Source organism: Arthrobacter luteolus NBRC 107841 (genome assembly GCF_001552075.1).
GTDB lineage: Bacteria > Actinomycetota > Actinomycetes > Actinomycetales > Micrococcaceae > Arthrobacter_B > Arthrobacter_B luteolus.
In genome coordinates this window covers 259409-283032 of sequence record NZ_BCQM01000001.1, presented here as the reverse complement: position 1 = coordinate 283032, position 23624 = coordinate 259409, and the positions used below count along the sequence as shown (strand labels likewise).

17 protein-coding genes and 1 pseudogene are annotated in these 23624 nt (G+C 67.4%); 11 read left to right on the top strand and 7 right to left on the bottom strand.

Annotated elements, in window-relative coordinates; all coding sequences use genetic code 11:
- Nucleotides 1-5: 5 nt before the first annotated feature.
- Nucleotides 6-1352 carry a glutamyl-tRNA reductase gene (locus AL3_RS01250; RefSeq protein ID WP_066295696.1) on the bottom strand — a complete coding sequence of 449 codons (1347 nt, stop codon included), beginning with the start codon at nucleotides 1350-1352 and terminating at the stop codon, nucleotides 6-8.
- Nucleotides 1353-1521: 169 nt separating this feature from the next.
- Here AL3_RS01250 and hemE point away from each other — a divergent pair, with 169 nt between their 5' ends.
- From hemE to hemL, 8 genes are all read left to right on the top strand, one after another.
- Nucleotides 1522-2583 carry a uroporphyrinogen decarboxylase gene (hemE, locus tag AL3_RS01245; protein ID WP_066295694.1) on the top strand — a complete coding sequence of 354 codons (1062 nt, stop codon included), beginning with the start codon at nucleotides 1522-1524 and terminating at the stop codon, nucleotides 2581-2583.
- A gap of 2 nt (nucleotides 2584-2585) precedes the next feature.
- Entirely contained in the window at nucleotides 2586-4034 is a 1449-nt protein-coding gene (hemG, locus tag AL3_RS01240; protein ID WP_066295692.1) for a protoporphyrinogen oxidase, read from the top strand.
- A gap of 71 nt (nucleotides 4035-4105) precedes the next feature.
- Nucleotides 4106-4810, top strand: a complete 705-nt coding sequence (gene hemQ, locus AL3_RS01235; RefSeq protein ID WP_066295691.1) for a hydrogen peroxide-dependent heme synthase — start codon at nucleotides 4106-4108, stop codon at nucleotides 4808-4810.
- The gene (locus tag AL3_RS01230) at nucleotides 4807-6003 is read left to right on the top strand and encodes a ferrochelatase (protein ID WP_066295690.1); all 1197 of its coding nucleotides are present in this window, start codon (nucleotides 4807-4809) and stop codon (nucleotides 6001-6003) included. The genes hemQ and AL3_RS01230 overlap by 4 nt, the downstream gene beginning before the upstream one ends.
- Entirely contained in the window at nucleotides 6003-6956 is a 954-nt protein-coding gene (hemC, locus tag AL3_RS01225) for a hydroxymethylbilane synthase (RefSeq protein WP_066295689.1), read from the top strand. Before AL3_RS01230 ends, hemC begins: the two co-directional genes overlap by 1 nt.
- Nucleotides 6957-6978: 22 nt before the next feature.
- The gene (locus AL3_RS01220) at nucleotides 6979-7923 is read left to right on the top strand and encodes a uroporphyrinogen-III synthase (RefSeq protein WP_066295688.1); all 945 of its coding nucleotides are present in this window, start codon (nucleotides 6979-6981) and stop codon (nucleotides 7921-7923) included.
- Entirely contained in the window at nucleotides 7920-8903 is a 984-nt protein-coding gene (gene hemB / locus AL3_RS01215) for a porphobilinogen synthase (protein WP_066295687.1), read from the top strand. The genes AL3_RS01220 and hemB overlap by 4 nt, the downstream gene beginning before the upstream one ends.
- Complete coding sequence (gene hemL, locus AL3_RS01210) at nucleotides 8903-10222, top strand: glutamate-1-semialdehyde 2,1-aminomutase (protein ID WP_066295686.1); 1320 nt, start codon at nucleotides 8903-8905, stop codon at nucleotides 10220-10222. Before hemB ends, hemL begins: the two co-directional genes overlap by 1 nt.
- Nucleotides 10223-10394: 172 nt before the next feature.
- On the opposite strand, the gene AL3_RS01205 is transcribed toward hemL, so the two are convergent.
- The 6 genes and pseudogenes from AL3_RS01205 to AL3_RS19070 form a co-directional block, all read right to left on the bottom strand.
- Nucleotides 10395-11213 carry an ABC transporter permease subunit gene (locus AL3_RS01205; protein ID WP_066295684.1) on the bottom strand — a complete coding sequence of 273 codons (819 nt, stop codon included), beginning with the start codon at nucleotides 11211-11213 and terminating at the stop codon, nucleotides 10395-10397.
- A complete protein-coding gene (locus tag AL3_RS01200; protein ID WP_066295682.1) occupies nucleotides 11210-12166 on the bottom strand; it encodes an ABC transporter ATP-binding protein in 957 nt (318 codons plus the stop codon). Before AL3_RS01200 ends, AL3_RS01205 begins: the two co-directional genes overlap by 4 nt.
- A 148-nt stretch (nucleotides 12167-12314) precedes the next feature.
- Nucleotides 12315-13154 carry a MetQ/NlpA family ABC transporter substrate-binding protein gene (locus tag AL3_RS01195; RefSeq protein WP_066295681.1) on the bottom strand — a complete coding sequence of 280 codons (840 nt, stop codon included), beginning with the start codon at nucleotides 13152-13154 and terminating at the stop codon, nucleotides 12315-12317.
- Nucleotides 13155-13398: 244 nt separating this feature from the next.
- A pseudogene (locus tag AL3_RS01190) lies at nucleotides 13399-14076 on the bottom strand (methionine ABC transporter permease); the annotation flags it as partial.
- Nucleotides 14073-15053, bottom strand: a complete 981-nt coding sequence (locus AL3_RS01185) for a methionine ABC transporter ATP-binding protein (RefSeq protein ID WP_066295679.1) — start codon at nucleotides 15051-15053, stop codon at nucleotides 14073-14075. The gene AL3_RS01185 and the pseudogene AL3_RS01190, both read right to left, overlap by 4 nt.
- A 233-nt stretch (nucleotides 15054-15286) precedes the next feature.
- Nucleotides 15287-16327 (bottom strand): 3'-5' exonuclease, encoded by a 1041-nt coding sequence (locus AL3_RS19070; protein ID WP_306303018.1) that lies wholly within the window; start codon nucleotides 16325-16327, stop codon nucleotides 15287-15289.
- Nucleotides 16328-16373: 46 nt separating this feature from the next.
- On the opposite strand from AL3_RS19070, the gene AL3_RS01175 reads away from it, so the two are divergent.
- From AL3_RS01175 to AL3_RS01165, 3 genes are all read left to right on the top strand, one after another.
- The gene (locus AL3_RS01175; protein WP_066295678.1) at nucleotides 16374-16769 is read left to right on the top strand and encodes an MGMT family protein; all 396 of its coding nucleotides are present in this window, start codon (nucleotides 16374-16376) and stop codon (nucleotides 16767-16769) included.
- A gap of 76 nt (nucleotides 16770-16845) precedes the next feature.
- Complete coding sequence (locus tag AL3_RS01170) at nucleotides 16846-20082, top strand: ATP-dependent helicase (RefSeq protein ID WP_066295677.1); 3237 nt, start codon at nucleotides 16846-16848, stop codon at nucleotides 20080-20082.
- A complete protein-coding gene (locus AL3_RS01165) occupies nucleotides 20079-23567 on the top strand; it encodes an ATP-dependent helicase (protein WP_083521343.1) in 3489 nt (1162 codons plus the stop codon). The genes AL3_RS01170 and AL3_RS01165 overlap by 4 nt, the downstream gene beginning before the upstream one ends.
- The last annotated feature ends 57 nt before the right edge of the window (nucleotides 23568-23624 follow it).

Genomic DNA, 23624 nt, shown 5'->3' with positions numbered 1-23624 from the left:
GGCTGTTAGGCGGACCGGCTGTGGCCGGCGGCTTCGTCATCAGGTTCGAGGGCTGCGGTGGCGGGCTGCTCGACGGCGGCAGGCGGTGTCTCCGCGGTCTTTCCGACGGTGATTCCGTACACGGCTTCAAGCCCGCGGACGTATTCCTCCTGCTGGCCGCTGGCAGCCAGTTCACGGGCGCGGACAGCCGGAACATGGAGCAGCGCCTTGACCATGCGGCGCATGGCAAATTCGACTTCCTCAGCAGCACCGGTGCAGCCGTGCTGGGCGCGTACCTTTTCCAGTTCCTTGTCCAGTACGCCGAGGGTGTGGCGGCGCAGGGCAACGATGGCGGAATCCATTTCGCGGCTTAGCTGGGCTTCGGAGAAGGCCTGGGCTGCGTCTGAAACGATCCGGTTGGCCTGCTGGAGGGACTCGGCCTGCTCAGCCGGGGCCGCGAGCCGGACGGATTCGAGGGTGATGAGGTCGACACCGTCAATTTCGCGGACGTCAGGATCGAAATCATGCGTCAAGGCGAGGTCGATGATGATCAGCGGTTTGCCGGACTCCGCCCGGACCCGGCGGATGTCATCGGCGCTGACCTGGTTCTCGGAGCCGGAGCAGCCAATCACAACGTCCGCGCGGGCCACTGCCGGTCCAAGGGCGGCACTGTCCAGGGCGGTTCCGCCGCGCGAAGCGGTGAATGACTCGGCACGGCCGGAGGACGAATACACAGAGATGTCGGTGCAGCCGCGCTCTTTCAGGAGGGCCATGGTGGCTCCCGCATAGGCGCCGGTGCCGAAGACGACGACTGCCTTATTCCGCCAGTCGATGTCCTCGGAAAGATCGGTGGCAAGTTCCAGGGCGACCGAGACGATGGAGAGGCCGCGCTTACCCAGCGCCGTCAGCGCACCAACGTCCTTGGCGGTGCGGGAGGCTGTCTGGAAGAGGCGGGTCAGGGTGCCGCTGGCGGTCCCCTTTTCCTGTGCCTCGATCAGCGCGCGGCGGACCTGGCCGGCAATTTCGCGTTCACCAACGACGGCGGAGTCCAGTCCGGCGCCGACGGCGAACAGGTGCTTGGCTACATCCTGGCCCGTGTTGGTGGTGAAGGAACGGGACACCAGGTCCTCGTCCAATCCGGAATGCCGGCTGATTTCGGCAATTGCAGCAGAGCGCGCGGCCTCGACGTCCGCGTCGGAGCGGGCTTCGCAGTAGACCTCGAACCGGTTGCAGGTGGCAAGGATCACTGCCCCCGATACCGCCGGGCCGCTTTCCAGCAGGGAGGAAGGGACCTCGGGCGCGCCGGCACTGAGCCGGGCAACGGTTTCCAGGTCTACGTCAGAGTGTGTCGCAATAAGGGAAAGAAGTACCACAGTGGCTTAATAGTAGCCACGCAATCCGTATTCGGTGGCATCGGAGCCTCCAAAGACGGGCAGATGACGGGTGATCCGGGACGCAGCCGGCAGCGCCCGGGCCGCCCGACGGGCACCCGGTGCGTTGCCCCGGTTATCCTTCCGCGGGAAATTTGGGGAGAATCAATTCATGACTCTCAGCGCCACTCATCCGCTCATGGATGGCCGCACGGCCGATTCCCCGCTCATCACCGCCTACCGCGGCGGAACTCCGTCCCGGAGGCCGGTCTGGTTCATGCGCCAGGCCGGGCGGTCGCTTCCTGAGTACCGGAAGCTGCGTGAAGGCACCGGCATGCTGGAATCCTGCCTGCTGCCGGAAATGGCCTCCGAAATCACCCTTCAGCCGGTGCGCCGGCATAACGTCGACGCGGGGATCTTCTTCTCCGACATTGTGATTCCGCTCAAGCTGGCCGGGGTGGACGTGGATATCGTTCCGGGCGTGGGCCCCGTGCTCGGATCCCCGATCCGCAGCGCCGCCGATGTCGCGGCCCTGCCGCAGCTTACGGAGGCAGCCCTGGAACCGATCCGGGAAGCCGTGCGCCTGACCGTGGACCAGCTCGGCAAGACTCCGCTGATCGGTTTCGCTGGGGCCCCCTTCACCCTCGCGGCCTACATGGTGGAAGGCCGCCCCTCCCGGGACCACCTGGGTCCGCGCACCATGATGCACGGCGACCCGCAGACCTGGAAGGCGCTGACGGACTGGGCCGCAGATGCCTCCGGCATGTTCCTGCGCGCGCAGCTGGAAGCCGGTGCCAGTGCCGGCCAGCTCTTCGACTCCTGGGCCGGCTCCCTCAGCCTGGCCGATTACACCAACCACGTTGCACCGGCCTCCGCCCGGGCGCTGGACCACGTCCGTGACCTGGGGGCGCCGCTGGTGCACTTTGGCACCGGAACCTCCGAGCTGCTGGCCGCGATGCGGGACGTCGGCGTCGACGTCGTAGGTGTCGACTACCGCCTGCCGCTGGATGAGGCCAACCGCCGCCTTGGCGGCAGCGTGCCGCTGCAGGGGAACATCGATCCCGCGCTGCTCTCCGCCCCGTGGGAGGTTTTGGAAGCACATGTCCGCAGCGTGCTCGCCGCCGGAGCCGCAGCTCCGGGCCACGTCGTGAACCTCGGCCACGGCGTGCCGCCGGACACCGACCCGGAGGTGCTGACCCGGGTCGTGGAACTCATTCACTCAGTGGAGCCGTAACCATGCCCGGCACCGCATCCCCGCGCCGGTCCGCCGTCGTCATTGGCGGCGGAATCTCGGGACTCATCGCCGCCCGTGATCTCTCCCGCGAAGGCCTGGACGTTACCGTCCTCGAAGCCGGGAAGAGCTTCGGCGGCTGTGTCGGCAGCCATCAGGTAGCCGGACTGAGCCTGGACAGCGGCGCCGAATCGTACGCCACCCGGTCTCCGGCGGTACCGGCCCTGATTGAGGAACTGGGACTGGCCGGGAACATCGTCCAGCCACATCCCGGCGGTGCCTGGCTGCAGCTGGGCGGAACGGACCTGGCCCAGTCTGCGCAGCGGATGCCGCAGAGCGGGCTGCTGGGCATTCCGGCCGATCCGCGCGCTGACGAAATCGTCAAGGCCATCGGCCGGGTGGGGGCCGCGCGTGCCGCCCTGGACCGCGTGCTGCCAGTCGCGCCGCTGCTGCGCAAGGACAAGGTGAGCCTGGGTGAGGTGGTGCGCGCCCGGATGGGCGAGGCCGTCCTGAAACGGCTGGTCGCACCGGTGGTCGGCGGAGTCTACTCCGCGGATCCGGACGTGCTCGACGTCGATTCCGTGGCACCCGGACTGCGCAAGGCGATGGCAGAGCACGGCTCGCTGTCCGCTGCCGTCGGGGCCATGCGCAAGGCGGCGCCGGCAGGATCCACTGTTGCGTCATTGAGAGGCGGCATGGGGACGCTGACAACGGCGCTGACCTCTGACCTCGCGTCCCGTGGCGTCCATTTGGAAACTGGCACACCAGCCGTGAGCATCGAACGGACCGGCACAGGATTCCGGATCGCCACCGGGGAACGGGTGCTGGACGCCGACGCCGTGGTGGTTGCCACGGAGGGACCGGCCGCCGTCGATCTGCTGGCCCGGGTGGTGCCTGAGCTGGCGGACTACCGCCCCGAACCCGGGCCGGGGGTCGCGCTGGTAACGCTGGTGGTGGACCAGCCGGAGCTGGACGCGATGCCGCGCGGCACCGGTGTTCTCGTGGCCCGCGACGCTGACCAGGTGCAGGCGAAGGCCCTGACCCATGCCACCGCCAAGTGGCAGTGGCTGGCAGATTCCACCGGCCCCGGTACGCATGTGCTGCGCCTGTCCTATGGGCGCGGGCTGGGGGCGGGGGAGGAAGCCGACACCACGGCCCTGCGCCCGGACGAAGAACTCTTCCGGGCTGCCCTGGCGGACGCGTCGGTGCTTTTACAGACCCCGGTGGAGGAAGCCGATGTTATCGGCTGGGATGTTGTCCGCTGGGTGGGCGCCCTGCCATCTGCCGCCGTCGGGCATGCAGACCGGGTAGCCGCTGTCCGCTCGGCCGTTGCTGCAGTCGACGGGCTGGAGGTGGTGGGGGCCTGGCTGGCCGGGACCGGGCTGGCAGCTGTTACTTCCGATACCCGCCAGCGAAGCCTCCGCCTCGCGGAGGCCGTCCAAACCGTGGAATAATCGATTTTGTTCTACAGAACGTAGAAGTTCGCATTTCGCCTAAGTCTGTCCAACGCGGCAGACTGTTAAACATGAGTGAGCCCATGGGTCAGACCGCATCTGTCACAGCCGAAACACAAGAACAGTTCTTCACGCTCTGGACCGTTTTCAAGCGTTCCGAACTTCCCCGCGAGACAACAGACAACGCCGTCAGCGACTTTGACGTCCTGGAAAAGGGCCTGGCTGCGGAGAACGTTACGCTCCGCGGTATCTACGATGTCTCGGCCATGCGCGCCGATGCCGACATCATGGTCTGGCTGCACGGCAGCCAGCCCGAAGCGCTGCAGGCCGCAGTACGCCGGATCCGCCGTTCGGAGCTGTTCTCCGGCACCGAAATCGTATGGTCCGCCATGGGCGTGCACCGCGACGCCGAGTTCTCCAAGGACCACTGGCCTTCCTTCTCCCGCGGCATCGCGCCCGAAACCTGGGTGTGTGTTTACCCGTTCGTCCGTTCCTACGAGTGGTACCTGCTGCCTCCCGAAGAGCGCGGCGCCATGCTCCGCGATCACGGCAAGCTCGGCCGCGAGTTCCCGCAGGTCCTCGCCAACACGGTGGCCTCCTTCGCCCTGGGCGACTGGGAATGGCTCCTGGCACTGGAGGCACCGGAACTGGTGGACCTCGTGGACATGATGCGCCGCCTGCGCTCAACCGAAGCGCGCAACCATGTGCGTGAGGAAATTCCGTTCTACACCGGCCGGCGCATCCCCGCCGCCGAAGTTTCCGAGGTGCTCAAATGACATCCCTTTCCACCGAATCCCAGGAAGGTTTCGACCCCTTTGAGGGTGTCGGCGAGGACGGAGTGATGGCTCCGGCCAAGTACGACGCCATCCTGCTCGCTTCCTTTGGCGGACCCGAAGGCCAGGAAGACGTTATTCCGTTCCTACGGAACGTCACCCGCGGCCGCGGCATCCCCGACGAACGCCTCGAAGAGGTGGCAACCCACTACCGCGCCAACGGCGGCATCAGCCCGATCAACGAGCAGAACCGTGCGCTGAAGGCCGCGCTGGAAGCTGAACTCAAGAGCCGCGGCATCGACCTTCCGGTGCTGTGGGGCAACCGCAACTGGGACCCGTACATCAAGGATGTCCTGCAGGACGCCTATAACACCGGCTACCGCCGCCTGCTGATGGTCACCACCAGCGTCTACTCCAGCTACTCCAGCTGCCGCCAGTACCGCGAAGACCTGGGCATGAACCTCATCGCGACCGGCCTGGACAAAAAGCTCCAGGTGGACAAGGTCCGCCAGTACTTCGACCACCCCGGCTTCGTGGAGCCCTTCGTTGAAGGCACGCGCGAGTCCCTGGCGAAGGTCCGCGAGCAGCTGGCCGCCGCAGGCAAGGCCGACGGAAAGATCGAAGTCCTGTTCGCGACGCACTCCATCCCTACCTCCGATGCCGAGGCGTCCGGGCCCCGGGACCGCGAATTCGAAGAAGGCAGCGCCTACGTTGCCCAGCACCTGGCCAACGCCCGGGCCATCATGGACCGGGTCCCTGAAGCAGCCGGCTTGGATTGGCAGCTCGTGTACCAGTCCCGCTCCGGTTCGCCGCACACCCCGTGGCTGGAACCGGACATCAACGACGCGATCGCCGAACTGCCTGCCAAGGGCGTCGACGGTGTTGTTATTGTTCCGCTGGGCTTTGTCAGCGACCACATGGAAGTCATCTGGGACCTCGATACCGAGGCCATGGAGACCTGCTCCGAACTGGGCCTTGCCGCCCACCGCGCACCGACTCCGGGCATCCATGGGAAGTTCGTGGCCGGGCTGGTTGACCTGGTCTGCGAACGGACGGTGGAGAACACCATTTCCGAGCGTCCGGCTCTGACTAAGCTTGGCCCCTGGTACGACGTCTGCCGGCCCGGCTGCTGCGCAAACCTGCGCGGCGAAAAGCCGACCATCGCGGGCGCCGATTCCACGGTGGGTGTGCAGTAGTGGCGCATTCGCCTGTCCTGATCGGTACGCGCGGCTCCGCGCTGGCCGTCACTCAGACCACCACGGTCGCCGAAACCCTGTCCGACCTGGGCGGCTTCGACGTGGAACTGGTCCGGGTGAAAACCGAAGGTGACATCAACCGGGCAGCGCTTTCCCAGATCGGCGGCACCGGCGTGTTCGTGGCCGCGCTGCGTGAATCGCTGCTTGCCGGTGACTGCGACGTCGCCGTGCATTCGCTCAAGGACCTGCCTACGGCTGAGGCCGGCGGACTAACCATCGGGGCGGTTCCCGCCCGGGTGGACGTGCGCGATGCCCTCTGTGCGCGGGACGCGCTGACACTGGGTCAGCTGCCTCCCGGCGCCAAGATCGGCACCGGCTCTCCGCGGCGGGCAGCCCAGCTGCGCGCGGCGCGTCCGGACCTTGAGATCGTTGATATCCGCGGCAACGTGGATACCCGGCTTGCCCGTGTGGCGGGACTGGTCGACGGCGGCCCCGGGGACCTCGACGCCGTGGTGCTGGCGGCCGCCGGTCTCTCCCGGTTGGGCCGCCTCGAGATGGTGTCCGAATTCCTGGACCCGTCAGTGATGCTCCCGGCCCCCGGCCAGGGCGCACTGGCAGTGGAATGCCGTACCGCCGATGCCGCCGAAGGCCCGCTGAGCCGGGCACTGGCAGCCTACGACGACACCGCGAGCCGGCTGACGGTGACCGCTGAGCGCGCTCTCCTGGCACGGCTCGAAGCCGGCTGCACCGCACCGATCGGTGCACTGGCACGCGTCACCGAACTGGGCCTCTCGCTTGAAGCCGTGGTCTGCAGCGATGACGGCGCCCGCACACTGCGGCGCTATTCCTCCACCTCGCAGGTCGACGAGGACGGCGCCCGTGCCCTGGGCATCCGCATGGCCGAAGAATTGCTGGCCGCCGGTGCTGCGGAGCTGACGGAACTCGCGTCCTGATGAAGAGCTGAGGCTGGCCCCGATGACCACCGACCGCGCCAGGCCGGCACCGCCCGTGGCCGGAGGAACTCTCTCCGGCACCGACGTGGTGCTGCTCCGGACCCCGGACCGTGCGGCCCCCATGGCGGCGGAGCTGCAGGCGCGCGGAGCACGGGTCCATCTGCTCCCGCTGATCGACTTCCAGCTGCCGGCGGACACCGAACCGGTGTCCGCCGCGCTCCGGGAACTCGGGGAGCGGAATTTCGACTGGATCATCTTCACCTCGGCAACCACCGTGCGGGCCCTGCACCGGTTTGCCGCAGACACCGGGCGGACGCTGCCCGGACTGACCTCAGGGACCCGGGTAGCCGCCGTCGGCGCAGGCACCCGGCAGGCGCTGTCCCGGGAGGGCATTAACGCTGACCTCGTGCCGGAAGCGGACCAGTCCGCGCGCGGCCTCGCCGCAGCCTGGCCGGCGCCCGGACCCGGACGGAACCGGCTGCTGCTGCCGCAGGCCGACATCGCTGACCCGTTCCTGCGCACCGCCCTGGCCGACGCCGGCTGGGAGGTTTCCGCGGTCACCGCCTACCAGACGGTCGACTACCCGGCGCCGGCAGAACAGCGGCTGGACCCCGGGGCCGCGGCGCCCGGCGCAGGCAGCAACGCCGAACCCGCTCAGCTGACGCCGGCGCAGTACCGGCGGTTCGCCGTGGCTGCCGCAGCCGGTGGCGCATCAGCACCGCACGCCGTCGTCGCCACCTCGCCAAGCACGGCCCGGCGGTTCGTCCGGGACGCCCTGGTGCCGGGCACGGCGGTGCTGGCCGCCATCGGGGATCCAACCGCCCATCAGCTCCGGTCCCTGGGCCACCCGCCGGAAGCCACCGCTTCCGCGCCAACGCCGGCTGGAATAGCCGACGCCGTCGAAGCAGCCCTCGCTGCACACCGGATTTCCCATTCCCCTCGACCGGAAGGCAGAACGCCCCAATGAGCTTCCCCCAGCACCGCCCCCGCCGGCTGCGGACCACCCCGGCCATGCGCCGGATGACCGCCGAATACCGGCTTGATCCCGCCGAACTCGTGCTCCCGGCCTTCATCCGGGAGGGCCTCACCGAGCCGAATCCCATCAGCTCCATGCCCGGCGTCGTCCAGCACACCACCGAAACCCTCAAGCGCGCCGCTGCCCAGGCCGTGGAGCTGGGAGTCGGCGGCATGATGCTCTTCGGCATTCCGGCAGTCCGAGACGCAGCCGGCAGCGCCGGCACCGATCCGGACGGGGTCCTGAACAAAGCCATCGCTGATGTCCGCGCCGAGGTGGGCGATGACCTGGTGATCATGAGTGATGTCTGCCTTGATGAATTCACCGATCACGGTCACTGCGGTGTCCTGGACGAGCACGGGGTGGTCGACAACGACACCACGCTCGAAATCTATGGCCGGATGGCTGTGGAGCAGGCCCGTGCCGGTGCCCACGTGCTGGGCCCGTCCGGCATGATGGACGGCCAGGTTGCCGTGATCCGCCAGGCCCTGGACGACGCCGGTTTCCAGGACGTCTCCGTCATCGCCTACGCGGCCAAATACGCCTCAGCCTTCTACGGGCCGTTCCGCGAAGCCGTGGATTCCCAGCTCAAGGGTGACCGCCGCACCTATCAGATGGATGCTGCGAACCGCCGCGAAGCGCTGCTCGAGGTGGAACTGGACCTCGAAGAGGGCGCGGACATGGTGATGGTGAAGCCCGCCATGAGCTACCTGGACATCCTGGCCGACGTTGCTGCCATGTCTCCGGTTCCCGTCGCGGCGTACCAGATCTCCGGCGAATACGCGATGATCGAAGCTGCGGCCGCCAACGGCTGGATTGACCGTCGCCGCGCCATTGAAGAATCCGTCCTCGGCATTAAGCGTGCCGGCGCAAACATCATCCTTACGTACTGGGCTGCCGAGCTGGCCGCCTGGCTGAAAGAAAGCAAGTAATGACCCAGACAGTCTCCTCCGAAGAGCTCTACGACCGCGCCCGTGCCCTGATGCCCGGCGGCGTCAACTCGCCCGTGCGCGCTTTCGGATCCGTGGGCGGAACCCCGCGCTTCCTGGTTTCGGCCAAGGGCCCGTACGTGACGGACTCCGAGGGCCGTGAATACGTGGACCTGGTCTGCTCGTGGGGGCCGGCGCTGGTGGGCCACGCACACCCCGATGTCCTGGCTGCCGTTCATGCTGCGGTGGACCGGGGACTCTCCTTCGGTGCCTCGACCCCGGCAGAAGCTGATCTTGCGGCCCTGGTGATGGACCGGGTAAAGCCCGTGGAACGCCTGCGTATGGTCTCCACCGGGACGGAAGCCACCATGACGGCAGTGCGTCTGGCACGTGGTTTCACCGGCCGCAACCTGGTGATCAAATTTGCCGGCTGCTACCACGGCCATCTGGACGGCCTGCTGGCATCCGCCGGGTCCGGCGTAGCCACCCTGGCGCTGCCCGGATCCGCCGGCGTCACTGAAGCGACCGCCGCGGAGACACTGGTGCTTCCGTACAACGACGCAGCTGCCGTGGAGGCAGCGTTCGCCGAGCACGGCGCGAACATCGCCGCCGTGATTACTGAGGCAGCTCCGGCCAACATGGGCGTGGTTACCCCGGCGGAAGGCTTCAACGCAGCCCTGTCCCGCATCACCACCGCCCACGGTGCGCTGCTGATCCTGGACGAGGTACTCACCGGCTTCCGCACCTCGCCGGCCGGATACTGGGGCCTGACCGGTGCGAAGGAAGGCTGGACGCCGGACCTGTACACCTTCGGCAAGGTCATTGGCGGTGGGATGCCGGTGGCAGCCTTGGGCGGACGCGCCGAGGTCATGGACTACCTGGCACCGCTTGGACCGGTCTACCAGGCAGGCACCCTGTCCGGTAACCCGATCGCCATGGCCGCCGGTGTTGCCACCCTCACCGCGGCAACGCCCGAGGTATACGCGAACATCGACGCGCGTTCGGCCCAGCTCTCCCAGGCCGTCTCCGATGCCTTCGTGGCTGAAGGCGTGAATCACAGTATCCAGCGGGCCGGCAACCTGTTCAGCATCGCCTTCGGCACCGCGGAGCACGGTGTGCACAACTATGCCGATGCGCTGGCCCAGGAGGCGTTCCGGTTCAAACCGTTCTTCCACTCCATGCTGGACTCCGGGGTCTACCTGCCGCCGTCGGTCTTCGAAGCGTGGTTCCTCTCCGGTGCGCACGACGACGCCGCCATGGACCGGATCCTCGCTGCGCTGCCGGCAGCTGCCAAGGCAGCGGCTTCGGCGAAGCCCGAATAACACTGCGGAAGCCCGGGTAACCCTGCGAAGCCCGGGTAACGCTGTGCGGCCCGGGTAACGCTGTGAAGCCGCGCTAACGCGGCGAAGCAGCAGCGGCTCCACAGTGCCGGCCAGGTTCCCCCGGGAGCCTGGCCGCTGCCGTTTACGGCCCGGCCGCCGGACCGGGTCGGAGCTACCCCAGGATGTCCCGCCGGCGCAGTGCCGCGGCAGCCGCCGCTGTCAACACGGCGCCGGCTGCGGCCAGAAGCGCCAGCCCTGGCACATCGAATCCCTCCGCCAGGGGCGCATTCCGGTACGCCCAGGAGTAGGGGGAAATATCCCTGAGCCAGGCCAGGTCAGCGTCCTGGTTGGCCAGGGCATTCAACACGTATCCGTACGCCGCGGCGGCGGCCCCTGCACCCAGTGCCACCGAGCGGCGGCCCGTGGCCGCGCCAGCGGCAAGGGCGAGGCTTCCGGCGAGGAAGCCCAGGCCAAGCCAAGCTGCTTCCACGGCAAGGAGGTCCACCGGCTCCAGTCCCAGCTGGGAAGGACCGTTGAGGATCAGGATGACGGCTGTGGTGTATACCGCGAACCAGAGCAGCCGGGTGAACAGGCCGAGCGCGGATTCCAGGGCGTATTGCGCCCGTCCCACCCCGTGGGACAGAACCAGCTCCAGGCGGCCCGACTCCTCGGCACCGGCTATCGCCGTCGACCCCCAGGTGACCGCCGCAATGGTGATGAAGACAAAACCAAGGAGTCCGAAGAACGCTCCCTGGACGTAGCCCGGTCCGGAGAAAATGTCGGCATAACCCAGGGCGCTGACCAGTTCCGGCGGCAGCCCCTCGATCAGGTTCCGCATGTCCGCCCCGTTCATGGACGGGTACAGCGGCAGATACAGCAGCAGGGCCGCGGTCAGGGCCAGCGTCCAGACGAGGGTTGAACGCCAGGTATCCGTTACTGCACGCCGGAAGACGGGCAGCGGGCGGGGAGCGACCGCAGTCCCGGCGCTCACGGCGCTGCCCGCCCTTTACCTGCCGTTCCTTTGCCGGCCTGTGGAACCTCCGCAGCCCGCCCGTAGAGGCTGAGCACGGATTCCTCCAGATCAGGCTCCTCCACCGCCAGGTCCACAACCTGATACCTGGCCAGCACCTTCAGGAAAGGATCCACGCCGCCTTCGAGAGTGCCCTGCACATGCACGGTATCTCCCTGCGCTGTGACCGTGCCCGTGAGACCGGCGGAGAGTTCAAGTTCGCCCTGCAGCCGGTCCGGTTCAGCTCCGGTAACGGAGGCCCGGACATGCCGCAGGTTATTGAGCCGCAGGGAGGCGACGTCTCCCTGCGCGACAACACGCCCCTGGGAGAGCACCGCCACCATGTCGGCGGTCTGCTGGATTTCGCTGAGCACGTGGGAACTGAGCAGTACCGTGCGGCCGGCGGTCCGCGCCTCGCGCACCATGGCAAGGAATTCCTGCTGGATCAGCGGATCGAGGCCGCTGGTCGGTTCGTCGAGAATCAGCAGGTCAGGGTCGTGCATAAAGGCTTGGACCAGTCCAAGTTTCTGGCGGTTGCCTTTGGAGAGTGCGGAGACGGGGCGGGACAGATCCAGGCCGAGGCGTTCAGCGAGCAGATCGATCTTTTCCGCCGGGACCGGGGAGCTGATGTCAGCGAAGTGCCGCAGCAGGGTCCTGCCGCGGATCCGGCCCTCCAGCCGAAGATCGCCCGGGATAAAACCGATCCGGCGGCGCAGTGCCGCCCCGCCGGTACGCGGGGACAATCCCAGAACCAGCGCTGCCCCTGACGTCGGACGGATGATGTCGAGCAGCATCCGCAGCGTTGTGGTCTTTCCCGATCCGTTGGGTCCGATCAAACCGAAGACCGTCCCGGGCTCGACGCTGAGGTCCAGCGAGACGACGGCAGTGGTGCTCCCATACCGTTTGGAGAGCTCATGGGTCTCGATAGCTGGCATCGCGGGTCCCTTCGAGAGGTGCGGTGACGCAGTGCTGCAGTCCCGCGGATCTCCCTGGCCGGTACGGCTAGGGTACGTCGCTCTGCGCCGCAAAAGAACATGCCCCGCACCCTAAGGGGTGCGGGGCATGCTGCTGGGCCAGGCAGTCTTAGAAGGCTGCGGTGACGTCACCGTTCGGCCACTGCTCTTCGATAAAGGCCTTGACCTCAGGGGAGTGCAGGAGCTCGTCGAGTTTCTCGATCCGTGCGTCCTTGTTCCCGGCCTTCCAGACCAGGAGGTTGGCGTACGGGTTGGCATCGAGCGACTCCACCAGGAGCGCATCATCGGTGTTCAGCCCGGCATCCAGGATGTAGTTGCCGTTGATGATCGCCAGATCCACGGTGGGATCGGAAAGATCGTTGACCAGAAGCTCGGCCTGGTTTTCCACGAAGTCCAGGTTCTTCGGGTTCTGCTCATCGGTCAGGGAGATCACCGAGGCGTCCTCCTCGATGTCCTTCAGGAGACCGGCTTCTTCCAGCAGGGCCAGGGCCCGCGACTGGTTGGACGGATCGTTGGTGATGGCCACGCGGCCGCCGTCAGCAACCTCGGAGATATCCTGGTGCTTTTCGCTGAAGACGGCGTAGGGCTCGATGTGGATTCCCTCGCCGTGCTCGAAATCGTAGCCCTGGTCCGCGATCTGGGCCTCGAGGTAGGAGAGGTGCTGGAAGTAGTTGGCATCAATCGAGCCGTCGTCCAGTGAAATGTTAGGAGTCACGTAGTCGTCGAACGGCACAACCTCGAGTTCGAGCCCGGCGTCCGCGGCGAGGTTCTCGGCGACGTACTCCAGGATGACGGCGTGCGGCTGGGGGCTGGCACCCACAGTCAGCGTGACCGGGTTGGCGGGATCGAGGCTCTCCACAGCGCTGGAGGAGGATTCGGAACCCCCGCAAGCCGTCAGCGCCAGAGCCGCGGCCACGCCGGTGGCCACGAGTGAAATTGCTTTCCGCATCGGATGCGTTTCCTTTCAAGTGTCGGCCGGGTGAACCGGCCGGCTGTTATGCAGCTAGCGGCTACTGGCTGCAGTCCCCGGTCCGCACCTTCGTGCGGGCGCCGGGAAGTTTGAGGGGCCGCAGGGTTTAGGCCCGGCTCCGCGCGTCGTTCTTCAGCTCTTCGGTGCCCGGGGCGGCCGTGCCTGGCGCAGGTGCGGCGGCAGCGGCAGTGCCCGTGCGCCTGCGGCGGTTGCCCGCTGCGGAGCGGTGATCCACCCGCCGGGCAGCGAAATCGCCGGCCAGCTGGATGATCTGGACTATCGCCACAATGATGACGATCGTGACAACCATCACCGTGGTGTCGAAGCGCTGGACGCCGTAGTTGTAGGCCAGGCGTCCCAGGCCGCCACCGCCGATGATGCCGGCCATGGCCGAGTATCCGACCAGGGTGACCAGGGTTGTGGTCAGTGCGGCGACGAGTCCCGGCAGTGCCTCCGGCATAAGGACCTTGCGGATAACCTGCATGCGGGTCGAACCCATCACCAGGGCAGCATCGATCTTCCCTCCGGCCACGTCGCGGAGCGCGGTTTCCACCAGGCGCGCGAAGAACGGAATGGTGCCGATGCTCAGCGGAACGCAGGCCGCCAGCGGCCCGATCGAGGAACCTGTGACCATCCGTGAGAACGGAATGAGGATCACCATCAGGATCGCAAACGGGATGGACCGGGTGATGTTCACAATCACGTCGGAGAGGATCCGGTTGGTCACCGGCATCGGCCGGAGCCCGCCGGGAGCACTGGTGTGCAGGAAGATTCCCAGCGGCAGCCCGATCAGCAGGGTGAAGAAACCGGAGACACCCACCATCAGCAGGGTGTCGGTGACCGCTTCCGGGAGCGCCTTGGTAATGCCGGGGTTGTTGGCCAGCTCTTCGAAGAAATTCATGCCGCGACCTCCACTGTGACTCCCTGGGAAGCCAGGTAGGTTCTGACCGCTTCCATATCCGTGCTCGCGTCCAGCTGGACCCGCAGGCGTCCGAAGCGCTGGCCGGCGAGGGTTTCCACACTGCCGGCGAGTACATTAACGTCCGTGTCGAAGCGTCTGGTCAGCCCGGACAGGACAGGCTCTGTCGCATGTTCGCCGACCATCAGCAGTTCCACCACCGGGCCACCGGCAACCGGGGGAGTCGGCGGAAGCGGGATCAGGGCCTTCGCGAGGCGGCCGCCCAGATGGGACGCGACCTCCCGCAGCGGACCGTGTTCAACCACGCGCCCGGCTTCCAGCAGGGAAACCGAGTCGCAGATCCGCTTCACAACGTTCATTTCGTGCGTGATGATCAGCACCGTCAGGCCGAGCCGTTCAGAGAGCTCCGAGATGAGGTCCAGGATTTCATCCGTGGTCCGCGGGTCAAGGGCCGACGTCGGCTCGTCGCAGAGCAGCACATCGGGGTGGGCTGCGAGGGCGCGGGCGATGCCAACACGCTGCTTCTGGCCACCGGAGAGCTGGGCGGGGTAGGCCTCGGCGAACTGGTCCAGTCCAACCAGGGCCAGCAGCTCAGCCACGCGGGCGTCGATGTCCCGCTTCGGTGTACCCACCAGCTCCAGAGGATGCGCGATGTTGGCAGCGGCCGTGCGGGAATCCATCAGGTTTGCGTGCTGGAACACCATCCCGATCCGGCGGCGGGCCAGCCGGATCTCAGAATCCTTCACATTCGTCAGCTCCCGGCCGTCGATTGTGACAGTTCCCGACGACGGGCGGTCAAGCAGCGTGAGGCAGCGGACCAGGGTCGACTTCCCGGCACCGGAGTGTCCGATGATGCCGTGGATGGAGCCCTTGGGCACGCTCATGCTGACACCGTCCAGGGCGACTACTTCCCGGGTGCCCTGGCGGTAGACCTTTCGCAGGTCGGTAACTGTGATCATTCATCCTCGTGTCTGCGTCGTCTGGAACATGCGTGGCAGGAGCAGGGCGATCGCGGCGGCACGCCGCAGGCCGGGCCCTGTGGAGGAGTGCCTGCCAATCACGTGACACGGGGCGCACCACCGGCTCCCGAGGAGCGGACAGGCTGCGCCCGGGCGCCATCAGCGCCTGACACTGCGTCAAGTATCTAATGTTACGCGGGTACGACCCATAGCCGGAAATCCGTCAGACCCGGCTAGGCGGAGGCGAAGCTGCCTTCAGACAGGTCCAGGGCGAGCTGTCCGTCCGGTTCCTCGGCCAACCGCATCCCGGCGGGAACCGGCGCGGTCTCTGCCGGCAGCGAAAAGAGGGCTGGCTCGGTGAATTCCGCGGCCGGGACTGCCTGTGCTGCCGGAACTGCCTGTGCTGCCGGAACTGCCTGTGCTGCTGGGACTGCCGGGGCGGCCTGTGCTGCCGGTGCGGGCTCCGGCTTCAGGACCGGATGGGCGGGTGCGGCAAGGGCCGGCGCCGGGACGGTGCTATCCGGAACGGCAGCGGGAAGCGGCGCGGGCTCGGCAGGAACTGCGGAGCCTGCCCGGACCGGCCAGGTGCCGTCAATCACGGCTTCCGGATCGCGGCGGCGCAGGTAGGACTGGAAACTTGCGGCCTGTTCGGCTGCCCAGCCGATCTGGAGCTGGTGGAGCGATGCGGCGTCCTGGGCCAGGACCGGAAACGCGCCGGCCATCGCAGCGCCGACGGCCAGCGTGGCCATAACATCCGCGGCGGAAGTGTGGGCATTCTCGAAGGCCACGCCGTAGTGCTCGGCCATGGCGGTGAGCGTACGTTTCCCGCGGCGGTAGCGGTCCGCCTGCTTGTCCATGATGAAGGGATCGATGACGGGGAACGGCACGGGTGCTGCCAGTCCGCTGCGCTCCGCTTCCCGGGCCAGCACCGTGAAATCGTAGGCGGCGTTGAACGCGAGCACCGGCACGCCGGCGGCGAAGGTGTCCTGCAGCACCTGGATAATCTCCGCGATGCCATCCCGGGCGGGAATGCCCTCCGACTGCGCACGCTCGGTGCTGATGCCGTGAATGGCGGCGGCTTCCTCCGGAATTTCCACGCCCGGGTCAACCAGCCACTCGTGGTGCTTGAGGATGCTGCCTCCGGCGTCCACCAGGATGATCGACGCCGTGACGATCCGCGCCTCCTGCGGATCCCGTCCGGTGGTTTCCAGGTCGAAGGATGCGCGGGGGAGTTCGTGCCAGCTCAACATGTCATCAAACGTACCCGCGGGCACGGACAATTCCGGATTCAGCGCGCCGGGGCGCCGCTAGGCTGTGCATATGCGGGAGGACTATCAGGAAGCCGTACTGGCAGCAGCAGAGCTTATTGCGCCGGGCAAGGTGCTTGCCTATGGAGACATCGCCGAGCTTCTCGGCGCCGGCGGCCCACGCCAGGTCGGAGCCGTGCTGGCACGCAGTGGAAACGCCGTTCCCTGGTGGCGGGTTATCCGGGCCTCCGGTGAGCCGCCGGCCTGTCACGGCGGGCGCGCCTGGGAACACTATGTGGCCGAAAACACGCCGGTCCGCGGCAGGCCGTCCGCGGACGGGACGGGCTACCGCGTCCGCATCACGGAAGCCCGCTGGCAGCCTTCAGACGCGGACTGGGAAGTCCTGGACGGACTGCGCCGCGGCCTCGAGTCCGCGGCAGGGAGCAGGCAGCCAGGGGAGGCCCGGTGAACCGGGAAGGCGTAAAAACCCGCAGGACGGCGGCGGCGAATCAGGCAATGTCGGTGCGGCGTGGTGAAGTGGAAGCATGAGCATCAACCTGCAACTTGTTCCGCCCGCGGCAGCAGGCAGGGCAGCTCCCCGGCTGAGCCCCGACCAGCAGGGGGCCGTGGACAGGCGCACCGGCAGCGGTCCGCTGCTGGTGCTCGGCGCGCCGGGCACCGGCAAATCCACTGTGCTGGTGGAAACCGCCGTCGCACGCATCCAGCGGGACGGCCTGGACCCGGCAGGTGTCCTGCTGCTTGCCCCGTCGCGGCTGGCAGCAGCGTCCCTGCGCGATGCCCTGTCCGCGCGGCTGGAGCGGACCATCAGTGCTGCCCCGGCGCGGACCTGGGCTTCCTACGCGTTCGACCTGATCCGCCGGGCCAAGGCGGAAGGCAGGCTCCCGTACCTGACACGGGCACCCAAGCTGCTCTCCGGCGCCGAGCAGGACGTCATCATCAAGGAACTCCTGGCCGGCCACGGCCAGAACGGCGTGCCGCAGCTGCCCTGGCCTGATTCCCTTGAACTTGCGCTGGGGACCCGTGGTTTCCGCCAGGAAGTGCGGCAGCTGTTCGACCGCGTTATCGAGCTGGGCCTGGCACCCGGGGAGCTGGCAGATCTGGGCCGGCGCTACGGCCGGCAGGACTGGGTGGCCGCAGCGGGACTGTATGCCGAATACCGCGATGTCCTGGACATCCGCATGCCCGAAGCCTTCGATCCGGCCGGAATCATCACAACGGCCCTGGAGATCCTGGAATCGGATCCGGAGTTCCTGGCCGCCGAGCACGGCCGGCTGCAGCTGATCCTGGTGGATGACCTGCAGGAAGCCAACCCCGCCATCCATCAGCTGCTGCGGCTGCTGGCCGCCGGGCGGGACGCAGTGGTGACGGCCAGCCCGGACACCGTGGTCCAGGGTTTCCGCGGAGCACGGCCGGATCTCCTGGGCAGCCTGGCCGAGACCCTCGGTCCAGGGCTGGAAACAGCCGTGCTGGAGACCCAGCACCGGCTCGGCGGTCCCGTTGCCGCCGCCTGGCACCGGGTTGCGTCCCGGATTTCCGTAGTACCCGGGCTATCCTCCTGCCGCACCGCCTCCGGACGCCCGGTGGAGCAGGCAGCACCGTCAGGGGAAGGCGCCCGTGCGGCCGCCGCCGCCCACGTGGTGGACTCTCCCATGCACGAACAGCGCTACATCGCCCAGCGCATCCTCGAGGCCCAGCTGCTGGAAGGGCGCCGCCTCGAAGACATCGCCGTGATCGTACGCACCGGCGGGCAGCTTGCCAGGATCCAGCGCTACCTCACCAGCCAGGGGATTGAGGTGAAGGTTCCCGTCGCGGAAAAGGCCGTCCGCGACGAAGCAGCCGTCCGGCCGCTGCTCGATGCCTTCGCCGTCGTCCTGGATCCGGAACTGCTGACCCCTGAAACTGCCGTGTCACTGCTGACCTCCAGAATCGGTGGGGCAGGCTCGCTGGACCTGCGCAGGCTGCGCCAGGCACTGCGGCGTGAGGAACTGCGCGCCGGCGGCGGACGCAGCAGCGATGCCCTCCTCGTCGAAGCGCTGCTTGATCCGCTCTCGGACTCGGGCCTGGCACTGGCAGGTCTTGGCTGGGAAGCCGGTGCGGCCAAACGGCTGGCAGCAATGCTGCGGGCCGGAACGGAAGCGGCCGGCCAACCCGGAGCCACCGCCGAAACGGTGCTGTGGGCGCTGTGGGCAGCCACTGGCTGGTCGAAAAAATGGGCCGAAGCCGCTTTGGGCGGCGGCTCCACCGGGCTCCGCGCCGACCGGGACCTTGACGCAATCATGGCCCTGTTCCAGACGGCAGAACGCTATGTCGACCAGCTGCCGGGTTCCACCCCCGCCCAGTTCCTCGACTATCTCACCAGCTCCGAACTGCCGATGGATACCCTGGCGGCCCGGGCCCAGAAGCGCGACGCCGTGGAGCTGCTCACTCCGGCCAGCGCCGCCGGCCGCGAGTGGCCGGTGGTCATTGTGGCCGGTATCCAGGAAGGCGTCTGGCCGAACCTGCGCCTGCGCGGGGAGCTGCTGGGCAGCGGAGACCTGGTCTCCGCCGTCGAATTCGGCGATGATTACCGGCGCTACCGCAATCCGCAGACGCTCATGCACGGTATCCGCCACGACGAGCTGCGCAGCTTCTCCACCGCCGTCTCCCGGGCCCGCGACGTCCTGATCTGCACGGCCGTGGCATCCGAGGATGAACAGCCCTCCCAATTCCTGGATTTGGTGGACCCGCTGCCTGACGGTGTGATGGCCCGGCCCCGGACCGAGGTCCTGCGCCCGCTCACCCTCCGGTCCCTCGTCGCTGAGCTGCGCGCCTACGCCCAGCAGGCAGATACCGATCCTGAGCTGGCGCAGGAGGCAGCGGGGCATCTGGGCCGGATGCTGCGCCACCCCGTCCAGGTTCCGGGCGCTGCGCCCGTGCAATGGTGGGGGCTGCTCCCGCTCTCCAGCACCGAGCCGATCCTCCCGGCGGAGGCACCTATTCCGGTCTCGCCGTCGAAGGTCGACGCGGTGACCAAGTCCCCGCTGAGCTGGTTCGTGTCCGCCGCCGGGGGCGAGCAGGCCACGGACTTTGCCCGGTCCCTGGGCACGCTGGTCCACCAGATCGCGCAGGACATGCCGGACGCGTCAGGCACCGAATATGCCGCTGAACTGCAGCGCCGCTGGCCGTCCCTGGGGATGAAAGACACCTGGGAGGGCAAAATCGATTTCAAGCGGGCCGAGACGATGGTCCGCAAGCTGGCCGACTACGTGATCCAGATGCGTCAAAACGGCAGGAGCCTCGTGTCCGTGGAAAAGGACTTTGAGGCACAGATTCCGGTTGAAGTCCGGGGCGCCGTCCGCACAGCGCTGCTCCGCGGGCAAATCGACCGGTTGGAAGCCGACGCCGAGGGGCGGCTCTTTATCGTCGACCTGAAGACCGGCAAATCCGCGCCCAAAAAAGCTGACCTGGACGGGCACCCGCAGCTCGCCGCCTATCAGGAAGCGGTCCGTGAAGGGGCACTGGAAGAAGGGCCGCCCGTCCCGGGCGGAGCTGCCCTGGTCCAGCTCGGGACCGCGTCCAAGGGGGTTTCCGTGCAGGAACAGCCGCCGCTGGGCGCTCAGGACACCAGCGCACTGGAAATGATTCAAAACGCTGCCGCACTGATGTCCGGTGCCACGTTCGAGACAATTCATGATCCCGCCAGGAGCGGTTTCGGAGGGCATGGCTGCCGCCTGCCGGAAATCTGTCCGCTGTGCACCGAAGGAAAGCAGGTCACCGAGTGAGCGTCCACGTGAGCGAAGACGTGCGGAACAGCCAGGAACAGGGCCCGCGGTTCTCCGCCCGGCAGCTTGCCGAACTGCTGCACGGCGACTCGAATGAGCCGGTCCAGTACCCCACAGCGGCGCAGGAAGAAATCATCGAGGCACCGCTGCAGCCGCTGCTGGTTGTTGCCGGTGCCGGATCAGGCAAGACCAAAACCATGGCGGACCGGGTGGTGTGGCTGGTCGCCAACGGGCTGGTGGCACCCGAACAGATCCTGGGTGTGACGTTTACCCGCAAAGCCGCGGGCGAACTGGCCACCCGTATCCGCCAGCGGCTCCGGCTGCTGTTCCGCATGCTGGGAGAGGAAAGCGGGGCCGAGGCAGACCAGATGGAGGCAGCTGTCTCCACCTACCACTCCTACGCCAACGGCATCGTGAACGATTACGGGCTGCGCATCGGCGTCGAACGGGACTCTGTGATGCTCGGTGGGGCGCAGTCCTGGCAGCTTGCCAACGAAGTTGTTGAGGCTTATTCCGGGGATTACGAGCACTTCACCGCAGCCAAGTCCACGCTGGTGAATGCCGTCCTGCAGATGGCCTCCGAATGTTCCGAACACCTTCGGACACCGGCGGAGGTCCGCGCCGATCTGGAACACCAGGTCGCCGAGGTGCAGGACCTGCCCTATCAGACGGGAAAAACCAAAGAGCCGACGCAGGCGGCAAGGACCCTGCTCGGGAAGCTGCGCACCCGGATTTCGGTCACGGAACTGGTCGAGTCCTACCAGCGGGCCAAAGCGGAACGGCGGCAGCTGGACTTCGGCGACCTCGTGGCACTCGCTGCCCGCATCGCCGAGGAAATCCCCGAAGCCGCCGCGATGGAACGGGCCAAGTACAAGGTGGTGCTGCTGGACGAGTTCCAGGACACCTCGCACGCGCAGATGGTGCTGTTCTCCAAGCTGTTCGGTGACGGAACCCCGGTCACCGCAGTGGGGGATCCGCACCAGTCCATCTACGGTTTCCGCGGTGCGTCAGCCGGGCAGCTGGGCACCTTCCGCACGCACTTCCCGCTGGTCCTGCCGGATGGCAGCAGGGCACCGGCGCCGGTAGCCAACCTTTCCGTGGCCTGGCGTAACTCCACCGCCATTCTGGCCACCGCCAATGCCGTGTCCGGTCCGCTGAACCAGCCAGTGCCCTGGCTGAAACACAACCGTCCCCTGGACGTACCGGAACTGCAGGCCAAACCCAAGGCCCCGGTGGGGGAGGTTTACCTTGGCCGGTATCTCTCCGAGAAAACGGTGACGCTCCCGGACGGGACCCTCAGCCTGGGCGAAGCCGAAGCGCTGGCGGCGGAGATCGCGAAGCTCCGGGCCCAGTGGTGGAAGCGCCCGCACGAGACCGATTCGCGGGGCAATCTGCTGCCGCCAACCATGGCTGTGCTGTGCCGGGGAAAGAAACAGTTCGACCCGATCCGGCGGGCGCTTGAAGCAGAGGGCATCCCGGTGCAGATTGTGGGACTGGGCGGTCTGCTCTCCACCCCGGAGATCGTTGACCTGCTCGCCGTGCTCCGGGTCCTGGGCGATCCCGGGCGGTCCGATTCCATGCTGCGGATCCTTGCCGGTGCCCGCTGGCGGATCGGCCCGGCTGACCTGATGGCGCTCGCCGACTGGTCCCGCCATCTGGTGCGGGTCCGGGAACGGGCCGTCCGGGTACAGGACCTTGCCGACGTCGACGGACCGGACGAAAGCGGCGCCGCCGTCGTCGAGACGGACCTTTCCGAGGCAGGCAGCCTGGTGGAGGCAGTTGATCACCTGCCCAAACCGGGCTGGACGTCGAACGCCGGACGGTCCCTGAGCGCTGAGGCACTCTCCCGGCTGGCTGCGCTCCGCGACGAGCTGCGGGAACTGCGTGGCTACGTCGGGGAGGACCTGGCGACCCTGATCGGAGAGGTGGAGCGGCGCATCCTGCTGGACATCGAAGCCGCCGCCAAACCGGGGATCAGCATCCACGAATCACGGCGCAACCTCGATGCTTTTGTTGACGCAGCGGCCACCTTCAGCGCTTCCGCCGACAGGGTTGATCTGGCCGCCTTCCTGGCCTGGCTTGAAGTCGCTGACGAGGAGGAGAACGGGCTGCCGGTAACCCAGCTGGAGACCAGCCGGGAAGCCGTTCAGCTGCTGACGGTCCACGCATCGAAAGGGCTGGAATGGGACGTTGTTGCCGTTCCGGGTCTCAGCGAAGGCCAGTTCCCCAACGACAAGGACTCCCGCTGGAGCAGCGGCAATGAAGCCATTCCGTGGAACCTGCGCGGAGACGCCCCCGACCTTCCGCAGTGGGAGTGGGAGCAGCCGGATCAGAAGTCCTGGGTTGATGCGGAAAAGCTGTTTGCCGAAGATGCGCGGGGGCATGCTGAGCGCGAGGAGCGCCGGCTCGCGTACGTGGCCTTCACCCGGGCCAAGCACGTGCTGCTGTGCACTTCCAGCGCCTGGGGCGGAGGGCGGTCCAAGCCGACGCCGGCATCGCGCTACCTGCTGGACCTCCACGCACTCGGCGCAGCCGGTGCGGAGGGTTTCCAGCTGCTGGCCTGGCTGGAACCGGAGCAGGAAGGGGACGAGAACCCGGCCAACGCAACTGCCGAACGGGCCGTGTGGCCTAAGGACCCGTTGTCCCCGGCCCGCCGGACCGCGATGGAAGATGCCGCAGCCGCAGTACTTGCTGCTGCCGGGGCAGCGGAAGCAGACGGAACAGGTCCGGGCACTCCGTCACCGGCAGCGGGCGGGACAGACGACGGCGCCTCTGCGGTGTTCGAACCCCGCCGCTGGAACCGGGATGTTGAGCTGGTCCTGGCGAGACACCGGGCGCCGGACGAAGTGATGCAGGTTGAGCTGCCCGCCCACATCTCCGCCTCCATGCTGGTGGACCTGCGGGATGATCCTGAAGCCGTGACCCGCCAGCTCCGCCGGCCCGTTCCCCGCGAGCCGGGAATGGCTGCCCGGAAGGGGACGGCATTTCACGCCTGGGTGGAGGACTTCTTCGGCCGCTCCGGCATGCTCGATCTGGACGAGCACGCCGGAGCCGCCGACGCCTATGTCGATGAGGCCTACCAGCTTGAGGACATGGTAGCCACCTTCGAAAATTCCGAATGGGCGTCCAGAACTCCGGCGTTCATCGAGGTCCCGGTGGAAACCCGGGTCGATTTGGTGATTGTCCGCGGACGTATCGACGCAGTCTTCCAGGACAGCGACGGCGGCTGGGACCTGATCGACTGGAAAACAGGTGCTCCGCCGTCGGCAGACAAACTGGCGGTGCGGTCCGTCCAGTTGGCGGTCTACCGCCTGGCCTGGTCGCGGCTCAGAAACGTGCCCCTGGAGAAGGTGCGGGCTGCCTTCTATTTTGTGGCCGCAGACAAAGTGATCCGGCCGCACAACCTCCTTGGCGAAGAAGAGCTGGAGCGGATCATTCTCGACTCAGCAGGCGGAGCAGCCCCGTCCGGCGCAGCCCGGTCCTGATCGTTCGGGACCGAGCAAATCGGAACAGCGCCGCCATCCTGGACTGGACGGCGGCGC

Coding starts and splice junctions, on each gene's coding strand:
- hemE (WP_066295694.1), top strand. CDS start 1,522: ATGACTCTCAGCGCCACTCATCCGCTCATGGATGGCCGCACGGCCGAT.
- hemG (WP_066295692.1), top strand. CDS start 2,586: ATGCCCGGCACCGCATCCCCGCGCCGGTCCGCCGTCGTCATTGGCGGC.
- hemQ (WP_066295691.1), top strand. CDS start 4,106: ATGAGTGAGCCCATGGGTCAGACCGCATCTGTCACAGCCGAAACACAA.
- AL3_RS01230 (WP_066295690.1), top strand. CDS start 4,807: ATGACATCCCTTTCCACCGAATCCCAGGAAGGTTTCGACCCCTTTGAG.
- AL3_RS01220 (WP_066295688.1), top strand. CDS start 6,979: ATGACCACCGACCGCGCCAGGCCGGCACCGCCCGTGGCCGGAGGAACT.
- hemB (WP_066295687.1), top strand. CDS start 7,920: ATGAGCTTCCCCCAGCACCGCCCCCGCCGGCTGCGGACCACCCCGGCC.
- hemL (WP_066295686.1), top strand. CDS start 8,903: ATGACCCAGACAGTCTCCTCCGAAGAGCTCTACGACCGCGCCCGTGCC.
- AL3_RS01200 (WP_066295682.1), bottom strand. CDS start 12,166: ATGCCAGCTATCGAGACCCATGAGCTCTCCAAACGGTATGGGAGCACC.
- AL3_RS01195 (WP_066295681.1), bottom strand. CDS start 13,154: ATGCGGAAAGCAATTTCACTCGTGGCCACCGGCGTGGCCGCGGCTCTG.
- AL3_RS01185 (WP_066295679.1), bottom strand. CDS start 15,053: ATGATCACAGTTACCGACCTGCGAAAGGTCTACCGCCAGGGCACCCGG.
- AL3_RS01175 (WP_066295678.1), top strand. CDS start 16,374: ATGCGGGAGGACTATCAGGAAGCCGTACTGGCAGCAGCAGAGCTTATT.
- AL3_RS01170 (WP_066295677.1), top strand. CDS start 16,846: ATGAGCATCAACCTGCAACTTGTTCCGCCCGCGGCAGCAGGCAGGGCA.